Source organism: Streptomyces sp. NPDC043176, from assembly GCF_056436715.1.
On record NZ_JBWKCA010000004.1, the window covers coordinates 176,841 to 189,357 of the forward strand.

6 protein-coding genes and 1 pseudogene are annotated in these 12,517 nt (G+C 72.0%); 2 read left to right on the top strand and 5 right to left on the bottom strand.

The genetic code is table 11. The features are described from left to right. Window positions 1-9 precede the first annotated feature (9 nt). Window positions 10-300, bottom strand: a complete 291-nt coding sequence (locus tag AC067A_RS08060; protein ID WP_478616099.1) for a hypothetical protein — start codon at window positions 298-300, stop codon at window positions 10-12. Between the two features lie 166 nt (window positions 301-466). Then, complete coding sequence (locus AC067A_RS08065; RefSeq protein WP_478616102.1) at window positions 467-871, bottom strand: hypothetical protein; 405 nt, start codon at window positions 869-871, stop codon at window positions 467-469. Window positions 872-1,041: 170 nt separating this feature from the next. Here AC067A_RS08065 and sigJ point away from each other — a divergent pair, with 170 nt between their 5' ends. Further along, the gene (sigJ, locus tag AC067A_RS08070; protein WP_478616104.1) at window positions 1,042-2,004 is read left to right on the top strand and encodes an RNA polymerase sigma factor SigJ; all 963 of its coding nucleotides are present in this window, start codon (window positions 1,042-1,044) and stop codon (window positions 2,002-2,004) included. Window positions 2,005-2,061: 57 nt separating this feature from the next. Here the strand turns inward: sigJ and AC067A_RS08075 are convergent, their stop codons facing one another. Then, window positions 2,062-4,104: a calcium-binding protein gene (locus AC067A_RS08075; protein ID WP_478616106.1), complete on the bottom strand. Its 2,043-nt coding sequence runs from the start codon at window positions 4,102-4,104 to the stop codon at window positions 2,062-2,064. Between the two features lie 137 nt (window positions 4,105-4,241). On the opposite strand from AC067A_RS08075, the pseudogene AC067A_RS08080 reads away from it, so the two are divergent. Beyond that, a pseudogene (locus AC067A_RS08080) lies at window positions 4,242-4,476 on the top strand (N-acetyltransferase family protein); the annotation flags it as partial. 250 nt (window positions 4,477-4,726) lie between these two features. Here the strand turns inward: AC067A_RS08080 and AC067A_RS08085 are convergent. Next, the gene (locus AC067A_RS08085; protein WP_478616109.1) at window positions 4,727-9,013 is read right to left on the bottom strand and encodes a discoidin domain-containing protein; all 4,287 of its coding nucleotides are present in this window, start codon (window positions 9,011-9,013) and stop codon (window positions 4,727-4,729) included. 32 nt (window positions 9,014-9,045) lie between these two features. Then, window positions 9,046-12,420: a CARDB domain-containing protein gene (locus AC067A_RS08090; RefSeq protein WP_478616111.1), complete on the bottom strand. Its 3,375-nt coding sequence runs from the start codon at window positions 12,418-12,420 to the stop codon at window positions 9,046-9,048. Between the last annotated feature and the right edge of the window lie 97 nt (window positions 12,421-12,517).

Consider the following 12,517-nt stretch of genomic DNA (forward strand, 5'->3'; position numbering starts at 1 on the left):
CGCGGTCGCTCAGCCGGGCATGAGGGCGGTCAGGCCCTTGCGCAGGTCCTCCACGTTCATGACCGGCGAGTAGTGGATCCTGGCGCCGATTTCCATGAAGAAGGGTTCGCTGATCTTCGGCATCTGGGAAGGGTCCACCATGTCGAAGAAGAGGTAGCCCGTGCGACAGCCGTCCTCGACGGTGAAGTAGGCGGCCTCCGGCTTGAGTGATTCCAGGGCGCCCTCCATGATCTTCAGCAGGTTGCCCTGCCTGATGGCCTCGTTGGAGGTCGGGGTGTCCATCTGAACCTTCAGCAGCATGCGCATGACGCGACCTTTCCCGACCGGGAGGGCACGCCGTTCGGTGCGCGCGGCACCCGGCCGCGCTCCCTTCCAGCGTCCCCCCTCCCCCGCGGCGGGACCACTCGGCGTTCGCCGGTCGTCCCGACCTGTTGCGGTGGCGGCCGCTCGACCGCCGTGGCGGCCGTTACGCACGCAGTGCGGCGCGACCCGCCGGCCCGCCGGTCACCCTCCGCCCGAGCGCCAGCACGCTGAGGCCGAACATGAGGACGCCCAGGGGGACATGGAGCGACGGCATGTGCGCGATGCCCAACACCACCTGCGCCGAGGAGAGCACGAGGAAGACCGAGGCGAACAGGATGGGGCGGGGCGACCCGCCGCCCGGCCGCCACTCCAGGACCGCGGCGAGTACGTAGAGCATCGTCGCGCCGTACGTCACACGGGCGCCGACCGCGTGGAGCAGCTCGCCGTACGAGGTGGACAGCAGCAGTCCCGCGGAGACCGCCTGGAGGAACAGGGTCAGGGTCTGCAGGGCGATCGAGACCTGCAGGAACGTGTGGCTGCGCTGTGCTGCCGTCGTGTCGGTGGCCATCGTGCGGTCCTCTTTTCTGCCTCGCGGCGGTGGATCGTCGCGTTCTCGATGGTTCGACGAAGCAGGCCCGCAAAGTGTGAGGGAGACGTCGGTCACGTCCTCCGATGGGATGATCATGTGACATACCAGGAGCGGGAACGGACGAGAAGAACGAGGGAGCGGTCGCGACCATGGGTACCCCAGTGGAGCAGGCTCAGGACCGGCGCGAGCCGCAGCTGAGGGAGATCCTCGGCGAGCGGCGCCACCTGACCGATCTGGCCTACCGGCTGCTCGGTTCGCTGGCCGAGGCCGAGGACGCCGTACAGGAGACGTACACCCGCTGGTACGCGCTGACGCGGCCGCAGCAGGAGGCGGTCGAGTCACCGGGCGCCTGGCTGACCACGGTGGCCGGCCGCGTCTGCCTGGACGTGCTCGGCTCGGCCCGCGCCCGGCGCGAGCGCTACGTCGGGGCGTGGCTGCCCGAACCCCTACCCGACCGCACGGAGTGGTTCAGCGGGCGGAGCGGAAGCGGCGGGGCCGAGCCGGCCGACCCCGCCGACCGGGTCACCCTGGACGAGTCGGTGCACATGGCCTTCCTGGTCGTCCTGGAGTCGATGACCCCGGCCGAACGCGTGGCGTTCGTCCTGCACGACGTCTTCCGCTACCCCTTCCCCGAGGTCGCCGAGATCGTGGGCCGGACACCCGCCGCCTGCCGGCAGCTGGCGTCCTCGGCCCGGCGGCGGGTCCGCGACGCCAGGGCATCGGCCGCTCCGCCGGCCGGACAGGCCGCTCTGGTACGGGACTTCAAGGTGGCCTGGGAGGCGAAGGACATCAGGGCCCTCGTCGGCCTCCTCGACCCCGCCGCCTCGATGACCGCCGACGGAGGAGGCCTGGTCGGCACCGTCCTCCGCCCGGTCGAGGGAGGCGAGCGCATCGCCCAGTACCTGATCCACATCGCCGACAAGGCCCCCGGACTGACACTCCTCGAACGCACGGTCAACGGGCGGCCGGGCCTGGTCGCGCAGCACGCCGGCACGACCGTGACGGTCGCCGCGTTCGGCCTCGACGACGGCCGCGTGACGCACATCTGGGCGGTCCGCAACCCGGAGAAGCTCCGCCCGTGGCTCGGGGACGGCATGGAGGGGACCGGGTAGGGCGTGGCGAGAGCCGCCGCCGTGGAGACGGCGACGGCTCTCGTGGGACGGGCGGGGTCAGGGGCAGCTGATGCGGGCGTCGCCCGCGTCGGTGGTGCAGGTGTCGGTGCCGAGGCCGCCGTTGGCGGTGTCGTTGCCCGGTACGCCGTCGGTGGTGGTGAGGCGGTCGTTGCCGTAGTAGCCGGTCAGGGTGTCGTTGCCCGGGCCGCCGTTCAGGGTGTCGTCGCCGAAGCCGCCGTCGATGTTGTCGTTGCCGTAGCCGCCGTGGACCGTGTCGTTGCCGTAGCCGGCGCGGACGGTGTCGTTGCCGCCGAGGGCGCAGATCACGTCGTTCGCGTAGCCGCCCGTCAGGGTGTCGACGCCGCTGGTGCCGATGACGGTGCAGCCGCGCGCGTTGTTGACCGAAGTGGTGGCGACGGCCGTGTTGTCGGACCCCGCGGGGTCCTGCGGGCTCCCCGTGGCGGTGGCCGTGTGCGTGATCGTGCCGGTGGACCGGGGCTCGGCCGTCACCGTGACCGTCGCGCTCGTGCCCGGGGCCAGGGAGCCGAGGGCGCACGAGGCCGTCGTCGCCGTGGTGGTGCAGGTGCCCTGCGGCGAGGTGGCCGAGGTGAGGGTGACACCGGCGCCGGAGAGCGTGTCGGAGAGGGTGACGCCGGTGGCGGTGGCGGTGGAGGCCGTGGAGTTGGCGACGGTCACGGTGTAGGTGACCCGGTCGCCGATGCTGACGGGGGCGGTGGGGGCCTGTGTCACCACGAGGTCCGCGCTCGGCGCCGGGGGCGGCGTGCCGTCCCCGCCGAGATAGCGGGCGAGCGCGAAGGTGAAGCCCGCTCCGTGGCCTGCCGCGACGATCTTGCCGTCGGGCTGGACGAGCACGGCGCGGGCCTCGTCGAAGTCGTTGAAGCCGGTGACCACGAAGCCGTCACCGCCGAACCCGGTGTCCACGGTGCCGTTGGTGTGGAACCGGACGAGGCCGAAGTCGTTGGCCTCGGCGCTGTTCGGGTCGTCGGCCCGGCCGGCGAGGACGATCTTGCCGTTGGTCTGCAGTGCCATGGCGTAGGCGGTTCCGCCGTCGCCGGGGAAGGCCACCGACGTACGCCCTCCGGTGGCGAAGCCGGTGTCGGCGGTGCCGTTGGCGTTGTAGCGGAGGAGCGCGAAGCCGGCCCCGCCGCTCCCGGCGACGAGGATCCTGCCGTCCGTCTGGACCGCCACGGCGTTGCCGAACTCGGTGCCCCCGAAGTCCGCCGTCACCATGCCGTCGCCGCTGAAGGTGGTGTCGAGGGCGCCGCCCGGCAGGTAGCGGGCCACGCCGATGTCGAAGGCCGTGTTGCCGACGTAGCCGGTCAGGAGGATCTTCCCGTCGGGCTGGAGCGCCAGGGAGCGTGCGACGCCGCCGGCGTCCTGGGGCGAGGCGGGGGTGAAGCCGGCGATCACCGTGCCGTCACCGCCCAGGCTCGGGTCGAGGTCGCCCTCGTCGGTGAGGCGGACCAGAGTGAAGCCGCCGCCGCCGCTCTTGCCGGCAGCGATGATCGCGCCGTCGGGCTGTACGGCGACGTCCGTGCCGTCCGCCGAGCCGCCGAACTCCTCGACGCGCACGAGGCCGTTGTCGCCGAAGCCGGTGTCCGGGGTGCCGTCGGTGTTGTACCGGGCCACGGAGAAGAAGCAGCATCCGCCGCCCTCCTCGGCGATGACCTCGGTGGTGCCCGCGACGACGATCTTGCCGTCCGACGGCTGGACGGCCACCGCGTTGGCCGTGTGGCTGCCGCCGCCGAAGTCGCTGGTGACCGTGCCGTCGCCGCCGAAGGTGGTGTCGAGGCCGCCGCCCGGCAGGTAGCGGGTGAGCGCGAAGCCCGCCTCGCTGCTCAGACCGGCCATGACGAGCTTCCCGTCGGCCTGCCGCGCGATGTCGTGGCCCTCGGCGTACCCCGGGAGGGGCGTGGTCACCCGGCCGTCGGGCCCGAACGTCGGGTCCAGGTCGCCGGGCGCGGCCAGCGCGGTGCCGGGCAGCGCGAGGACGAGGGCGAGTCCGCACGCGGCGAGCGCCCCGGCCCTCCCGCCGGCTCTCCGACGCCGGCCCGACGGCCTGAGGTGTGCATGGGTCATGGGAGCGGGAACCTCCGTCTTCGCGGGTGGTACGGGCAGCGCACAGCTTCGTGCCGGTGCTCCGCCGTCCCCCCGCCGACCGCGCCGCACTGCGCTCACTGGCCCCCGGGAACCACTCCCGTGAGGGAGCGCGCACGGCCCACGGCCGTGGGGTCGGCCGCGCCCTCACCGCCGCCCTCGTCGCCGACGCCGAGCGGGCGGGCGGGCGTGGAGGTCCTGACCCTCGACGTCCGCGGCGACAACGCCGACGCGCTGCACCTGTACCGGTCGCTGGGGTTTCGGGAGTACGGCCGGCTGCCCGACTTCGTCGCGGTCGGCGAGCGCCGCTACGACAAGGTCTTCTGCATGCTCGACTTCCGCCGGGAACGCTGACGGCCCGTGCCCGGCCCCGGACCGCCGCGTCATCGGCGCGTGCTGGAGGCGCGGCTTGTGAAGGCGGTCGCCGGCTGTCGGCGGGGGTGGCGGGACGGTCGGATGCGAACGTCCTTCACGCGGTCTCCCCCGTACATGGCCCATCCTGCGGACACCCGCTCTGACCAGGCCTGTTCCATACGAGCGGCGCGGACCCCGGTGGGGGCCCGCGCCGGTCGCGGGTCGGGAGCGGCCCGGAGGCCGCCCGGGATCACGGGTTCATGTGGATCCGGAAGGTGGACGTGGTGTTGCGCACGTCGACGGCGTTGCCGTTCAGTTCGAGGCCGTTGAACGTCACTTCGCCGACGGCCGGGCCCTGGCCGGACTCGGGCATCTCGTTGGCCCAGAGGCCGAAGCCCGACTTGGCGTCGTAGGCGTCACCGCTCTTGCGGGCGCCGGTGACCGAGACGTCGGTGAAGACCGTGTCCTTGATCGGGTACTGGGGTTGTCCGCCGACGTAGTTCGTCTGGAACATCACCCCGCTGTAGGTGGGGTCGACGATGTCGACGTGGTTGACCCTGATGCCCTGGAAGACCTTCGAGGCGGAGAAGACCCAGATGCCGGGGAAGGTCTGCGAGCCCCAGAAGTGGCCGCCGGCCCGGACGACCGAGATGTTCTCGAAGGTGGTGGGCCCGGTCCCGAAGCCGTTCATCGGGTAGCCGAAGTCGAGGGACGAGATGGTGATGCCGGAGTAGACGAGCGTGTCGGCGATGTGGATGTTGCGGAAGGTGTTGTCGTAGCCGCCGTAGACGGCCACGCCCGCCGCCCGCCACGTCAGGGTGGTGGTGAGGTTCTCGTAGACGTTGTTCTTCATGTCGGCGCCGCCGGCGTCGATCGCGGAGAACAGCGCGAAGCTGTCGTCGCCCGTCGCCCGGGCGTCGTTGTTGGTGACGAGGTTGTCGGTGGAGCCGTTGGTCATGTTGACGCCGTCGGCGAACAGGTTGCGGATGCGGGAGTTCTTGATGGTCGTCCGGTCGGTGTTGGCGCCCCAGTAGAGGCACACCATGTGCTCGTTCCAGATGTCGTCGATGACGACGTCGGAGACGTTGGCGAAGTCGAACACCTTGCCCGGGCCGTCGATCCGCGAGGTGTAGTTGCCGAAGTAGGCGAATCCCTTGAAGAGGGAGCCCTTCGCCGTGGCCTCGGCGCGGAAGCCGACGTCGGTGTTGTCCTGGGTCGAGGGCGCGTGGAACTTCGTGTACCACGGTCCGGCGCCGACGACCTCGACCGCCTTGCCGTAGACCTGGAACTTGCTCGACGTCTGGTAGTCGCCCGGCGGCAGGTAGACGCCGACGAGGGTGCCGGTGGTGTCCATGCGGACCTTGTCGAGGGCGTTCTGGACGTCCTGGTGCGTGGTCCCGGCCGGCACGGTGTACGTGGCCGGGTCGGGGTTCGCGGCCGGGGCGACCTGCTCCAGGTTCACGAAGTCGATCGCGTACGTGGAGGTGTTGGCCGCGTCCTTCTGGAGCCGGATCCTCGAACCCGCCGGGACGGTCTCGCCGAGGAGGAGGTGCGCCTCGTCGTAGACGTGGCGCGGGGCCCCGGAGCCCGGGGAGTTTCCGGGGGCGGTCTCGTTGCCGTACAGCCAGGCGTACTTGGAGGTCAGCGGGAGCGCCTTCTTGAAGACGCCGTCGACGTACACGTCGATCGTGGAGTCGATGCCGCCGCCGCCCGGGGCGTCCGGGATGGAGAAGCGGGTGACGAGGGTGTTGGTCGCGGCGCGGGTGGTGAACTCGACGTACTCTCCGGTCGCGTCCAGGCTGACGGCCTTGCGGCCGGACGCCTCGCCGGCGATGTCGCCGACGGTGCGGTTGGGTCCGACGACGGTGGCTCCCCCGCCGGCCGTGCCGTCCTCCGCCTCGTGCATGTCGTAGGGCATGTGCGCGCCGCGTCCGACGAACAGCGGCTGGGTGGAGGTGTTGTTCGTCCGCTTGACCGGCGGTTCGTCGGCGTCGTCGGCGAGTACGGTCCGCACGGTGTACGAGCCGTTGGCGGCGGTCCACGGTCCGAGGGTCACCTGGGCCGTGGCGCCGGGGGCGAGGGCGCCGCTGTGGGTCGCCGCGAGGGTCTTGACCGCCCCGCCCCGGGAGTCGAGGACGGTCAGGGTGACGCCGTGGCTGCCCGCGGCGCTCGCCTCGGTGCCCTGGTTCCGCACGGTCGCCCTGAAGGTGACGGTGTCGCCCGCGGCGGGGCTCGACGGTGTGGTCGTGACCGAGGCGGTGACCAGGTCGGAGCCGCCGACCGGCTTGACGACCAGGGCCGTGGGGCTGGTGTGGGTGTTGTTGGACTCGTTCTGCTCGATGACGGCGTTCGCCTCGTCGGCGACCGCGCTCAGCTGGTACGTGCCCGCGTCCCGGGCGCCGATGGAGGCGCTGACGGTGGTCCGGTCGCCGGCGGCCAGGGCGCCGACCTGTGCGGTGGCGACCTTGGTGCCGCCGAGGCGCAGGGCGACGGTGCTGGCCGGCGCCGCGGCCGGGCCGCTGTTGCGCACGGTGGCCGACACGGTGATCGGGTCGGACTCCACCGGGGCTGCGGGCGACACGGTGAGGCCGGTGACCTCCAGGTCGGGGTTGGGCGCCGGGACGCCGATGACCTGGAAGTCGGCGAGCTGACCGGCCGGGGCGCCGGTGTTGGCGGTGAACTTCAGCCGGACGTCGGCGACGCGCCCGGAGACCGGGACGGTGACGGTGTTGCCGCTCGCCGGGTCGAAGGTGTGGCTCTTCGCCGCCGCCAGGGTCGTGAAGGCGGTGGCGTTCTGTTCGCGGCCGAGGACCTCGATGGTCTGCGAGCGGGCCGCCCAGGCGGTGTCCGGATTGAGCCGCAGCACGAGCCGGTCGAGGTCGGCGTTGGCGCCCAGCTTGACGGTGAGCGTGTGCGGGTAGCTGCCGCCGGCGCCTTCCCAGTACGTCGCCACGTTGTTGTCGTTGGCGTTCTCGGCGGCGAAGGTGTGGACGGTGGAGGAGGCGCTGATCGGCTTGGCCACGGCCAGGTCGGAGCCGGTGCCGCCGCTGCCGTTGCGGGTGACGGCGTTGCTGTCGACGGACTGGTTGCCGGCCGCGTCCCTGGCCCGGACGCGGTAGGTGACGGTGGTCGAGGCGGGCTGGGTGTCGGTGTACGTGGTGAGGCCGCCCGCGACGGTGGTGCGCAGGGTCCCGTTGGCGTACACGTCGTAGCCGGTGACGCCGGTGTCGTCGCTGGCCGCGGTCCAGGTCAGCTTGATCCGGTCGCTGGCGGGTTCGGTGAGGGCGAGGTTCGCGGGCGCGGTCGGCGCCTGGGTGTCCCCGGCGTCTCCGGTGCGGGTGACCGTGTTGCTGTCGGCCGACTGGTTGCCCGCCGCGTCCTTGGCGCGCACGGAGTAGGACACGGTCTGGTTGGCCGGCCGGTTGTCGGTGAACGTGGTGGTGTCGCCGGGGACGCTGGTGAGGAGGGCGCCGTTGGCGTAGACGTCGTAGCCGGTGACGGCGGTGTCGTCGCCGGCCGGGTTCCAGGTGAGTCGGATCTGTCCGGTGGCGGGTTCGGTGTAGGCCAGGCCGGACGGTGCGGAGGGGGCCTGGGTGTCGCCGGTGGCGGGGCCGTAGATCTCCAGTTCGGATATCTGGGCGGCGGGCTGGACGGTGTTCGCGGTCACCAGGACCCGTACGAAGCGGGTGGTGGCGGCGTCGAACGCGAGGGTGGCGGAGCGGCCGTTGCTCGCGTCGAAGGCGTAGGACCGGGCGGCCGTGAGGTCGGTGAACGCGGTGCCGTCGGTGCTGCCCTGGATCTTCAGGGTCTGGCTGCGGGCACCCCAGGTCTCGGGCAGTCGCAGGACGACCCGGTCGACGCGGACGGCGGAGCCGAGGTCGGCCTGGAGCCACTGGGGCAGGGCGTTGTTGGCGCTCTCCCAGTAGGTGGCCCGGTTTCCGTCGTTCGCCTGGGGCGCCGCGTAGACCTGGGTGTGGCTGCTGGCGGTCAGGGTGCGGCCGGCCGCCAGGTTGGCCGAGGAGCCGTCGGCGGCGTGGACTTCCAGCTCGGAGAGCTGGGCCGCCTGCCAGCCGGTGTTCGCGGTCACCGCGACGCGGACGAACCGCGTCTGCGTCGCGGGGAAGGCGACCGTGACGGTGTTCCCGGCTCCGGGGCTGAAGGTGTAGGCGGCGGAGCTCTTCAGGGTGGTGAAGGCGGTCCCGTCGGCGCTGCCCTGCACGGAGAGGGTCTGCGTGCGGCTCTCCCAGCCGGCGGGGAGCCTGAGGACGATCTCGTCCACGCGCTGGGTGGCGCCGAGGTCGGTCTGCACCCACTGCGGGAAGGCGGTGCCGGCGCTCTGCCAGTACGTCCCCTGGTTGCCGTCGGTGATGTTCGCGGCGCCGTACTCGGCGTGCGCGGTGCTCGACGACGTGGGGTCGCCCAGGGCGATGTTGGGGCCCCCGGCGGCGTGGGCGGCCGTGAGGGGGCCTCCCAGCGCCAGGAGGCTGGTCGCGATCACGGCGCTCAGGCACCGTGACCGGCGGTCGCGGAATCTCATCGGTCCTCGCTCTCGGATGGTGTGCACGGGGCTCAGCCGGCCCTGTTGACGACGAACTGCGACCCGGGCTCGACGAGGACGTCACCCTCGGCCGAGTTCGTGATGACCACGTCGGTCAGCGTCGCGCTGCCGCGCGCGCCGCTCATCGCGAGGACGCCGGAGCCGTTCCTGGACCCGTCGATGCGGACACCCGTGATCCGCACGTCGGGCATCGCTCCGCCACCGGTCTTGAACTGGATGCCGTCGTAGGTCGAGTCGAGGATGTCGGTGTCACGGATGGTGACGCCCGGGATGTCCTGGCCCTGTGCGAAGAGCGTGATGGCGCCGAACTCCTGGTCCTCGTTCCAGAACGCTCCGCCGGTGCGGTGCAGGGCGTTGTTGGCGATGAGGGTCTGCCCGGTGAAGGGCAGCGGGTCGTGGTCGGTCGCCAGCATGATCCCCGGGTAGTTCATGGTGTCGGAGATGATGTTGTTCTCGATGGTGTTCCCGTGACCGCCGTACACCGCGATGCCGTTGGCGCGCCAGGGCAGCTGGATGGTGTTGTTGCGGAAGTGGTTGTCGTGGCCGATGTCCACCGACGTGTCCTTGACGTACTTGCTCGACCAGACGGCCAGCGCGTCGTCGCCGGTGTTGCGGAAGGACGAGTTGTAGACGGTGGAGTTGCGGGTGCCGTTCGCGAAGTTGATGCCGTCGGCGTAGGTGTTGCGGATGCGCATGCCGGTGAACTCGAGGCCGTCGCCGGGTCCCCACAGCTCGGGGATGTTGGAGTAGTCGCGGCCGGCCCACACGCCGACGTTCGCGTGCTCGATCCACACGTTGCTGATCTTCGTGCCCTTGCCGAACCGGCCATTGAGGCCGACGCCTCCCTCGGCGTTGCCGTCGCCGCCGCGGATGGTGCCGGAGCCGAAGATGGCGAGGTCGGAGATCTGGGTGTTGTGGTCGATGTCGAAGCCGAAGTTGCCCTCATGCGGGTGGTTGATGCCGCCGGCCTGGTGGGGCGGGGTGGTGGTGTAGAGCTGCGAGTGCCACATGCCGGCGCCGCGGACGGTCACGTCACGGATGCCGACCTGGTTGAACTCGCCGCGGTTCAGCGGGTCGTCGGTGAGGATCTTCTGCTCCTGGCGCCACTGCCCGGCGGGGATCCACACGCAGCCGATCTCGCCCTTCTGGTCGGCGGTGACGGCCCGCTGGATGGCGTCGGTGTCGTCGATGCCGTCGTTGGGAACGGCCCCGTAGGCGGTGATGGAGACGCATCCGGCCGGCTGTGCGGCGGCGGGCGCCACCTGCTCCAGGTCCACGAGGTCGAGGACGTGGAAGGCGGCCGTGTCACCGGCGTCGCGCTGGAGCCGGAACCTCGTGCCCACCGGGTAGGTCTGGGCGAGGAGGGCGTGGGACTCGTCGAAGAGCCGCCGCGCGTCGCCCTGCGGGGTGTTGGTCAGGCCCTCGGGGCTGTCGGTGGTGCCGTAGAGCCAGCTGTGCTTGGAGGAGAGGGTCAGCTTCCGCAGGAAGGTGTCGTTGACGTAGAGGCTGATCGTGGCCTCGGCACCGCCGCCGGCCGGGGCGTCGGGGATCGAGTTGCGGACGACGATCGAGTTGGCGGGGTTGGTGGAGGTGAACTCGACGAACTGGCCGGTGGCCGTGAGGCGCACCGACCGCCTGCCGGACGACTCGGTGGCGAAGTCGGTGTGTCCGAAGGTCCGCTTCTGGTCGGTGGTGAGGAGCGTGCCCTGGTAGCGGGCGTCCTCCGCCTCGTACTCCGTGTACGGCACGGCGGCGCCGCGTCCGACGACGAGCGAACGCGAGAGGACGTTGTTGTTCTCGTCGGTCTCGGCGACCGTGCCGGTGGCGTCGGCCGTGGCGGTGAGGGTGACGCCGCCGCTGGTGGCCGTCCAGGTTCCGGTGACGGCGACGGTGGCGGTGGCTCCGGCGGCGATGGCCGGGGTGGCGCCCTGGAGGGTGGTGGTGCCGGCGGAGAGGCGGGTGACCGCGCCGGCCGGGACGGTGGCGGTGCCGCGGTTCTGGACCGCGACGGTGAAGGAGACGGCCGCCCCGACGGGGGGCGCCGACGGGTTGGCGGAGATGCCGGTGACCTTCAGGTCGGGGCCGGGGCTCTGGGCGACGGTCAGCTTCGTGGCGGCGGTACGGCTGTTGTTGCCGTTGTCCTGCTCGGCGACCGTGTCCGTCGGGTCGATGACGGCGGAGACGGTGTACGCCCCCATCGGGCGCCGTCCGACGGCGACCGGGACGGTGGTGGAGGCTCCGGCGGGGAGGGAGACCACCGGAGCGGAGCCTGCCACGGCGCCCTCGACGCTGACGTTCACCGTGGTGGCGGCCGCGGGCGCGCTGCCGGAGTTGCGGACCGTGGCGTTCACCGTCACGGCGTCCGCCTCCGACGGAGTGGACGGGGTCCAGGTCAGGTCGGTGAGGACCAGGTCGGGATGGGGGGCCGCCGTGCCGAGGACCTGGACCTCGGCGACCTGGGCGCCGGGGGCGCCGGTGTTGGAGGAGAAGGCGAGCCTGAGGTCCGCGTACCGGCCGGTGACGGGGACGACGACGGTGTTCCCGCCGGACGACGGGCTGAAGGCGTAGTCGGCACGGGCCTTGAGGGAGGTGAAGCCGGTGGCTCCCTGGGGACGGCCGAGGACCTGGAAGGACTGGGTGCGCGGTCCCCACACCTGGGCGGGGTCGAGCTTCACGACCACGCCGCTGATGTCGGCGTCGGCGCCGAGCCGCACGGTCAGGTCGGCCGGGAACCCGGCGGACTCCCAGTAGGTGGCGAGGTCGCCGTCGTTGGCGTGGGTGGCGACGTAGTTCTGGGTGGTGGAGGTCGCTTCGATCGGCTTGCCGCGGGCCAGGTCGGTCCCTTCGACGGGCGGGTCGACGGGGCCGCCGTCGCCGTAGACCTCGACCTCGGACAACTGGGCCGCGTTCCAGCCCGTGTTGGAGTCGACCTGGATCCGGAGGTACCGGGTGGTGGCCGCGGTGAGGTCGATGGCCACCGCGTTGGCCGCGGCGGGGTCGAAGGCGCGGGCCCTGGGGGCGGAGAGGGTGGTGAAGGTGGTGCCGTCGGTGCTGCCGAGCACGCCGACCGCCTCGGAGCGCGCCTCCCAGCCGGTGGGCAGTTTCAGCGCGACCCGGTCGACGCCCACGGCGGCGCCGAGGTCGATCTGCACCCACTGGGGGAAGGAGCCCGCCGGCCCTTCCCAGTAGGACTGCCGGCTGCCGTCCGTGACGTTGCGGGCGGGGTAGGCGCCGTGGGCGCCGCCGGCCGTCACCGCCCGGCCGAGCGCCAGGTTGGGTTCCGCCGTCGCCGCGGCGTGCGCGGGGGCGGGTAGCAGCCCGATGGCGAGCAGCCCGGCGGTCAGCGCGCCGGCCGTGAGCCGCCGGCTCAGGTGTGTGCCTCTCATGGTGACCTTTCCATGAACCGGGCCGCGCGGTGCGCCTACCTGCGGAGAGGAGAGCGACAGGGGCGTTCGGCGGGAACCCGGCATGACTCCGACAGTG

Coding starts and splice junctions, on each gene's coding strand:
- sigJ (WP_478616104.1), top strand. CDS start 1,042: ATGGGTACCCCAGTGGAGCAGGCTCAGGACCGGCGCGAGCCGCAGCTG.
- AC067A_RS08085 (WP_478616109.1), bottom strand. CDS start 9,013: ATGAGATTCCGCGACCGCCGGTCACGGTGCCTGAGCGCCGTGATCGCG.
- AC067A_RS08090 (WP_478616111.1), bottom strand. CDS start 12,420: ATGAGAGGCACACACCTGAGCCGGCGGCTCACGGCCGGCGCGCTGACC.
- AC067A_RS08075 (WP_478616106.1), bottom strand. CDS start 4,104: ATGACCCATGCACACCTCAGGCCGTCGGGCCGGCGTCGGAGAGCCGGC.
- AC067A_RS08060 (WP_478616099.1), bottom strand. CDS start 300: ATGCTGCTGAAGGTTCAGATGGACACCCCGACCTCCAACGAGGCCATC.
- AC067A_RS08065 (WP_478616102.1), bottom strand. CDS start 871: ATGGCCACCGACACGACGGCAGCACAGCGCAGCCACACGTTCCTGCAG.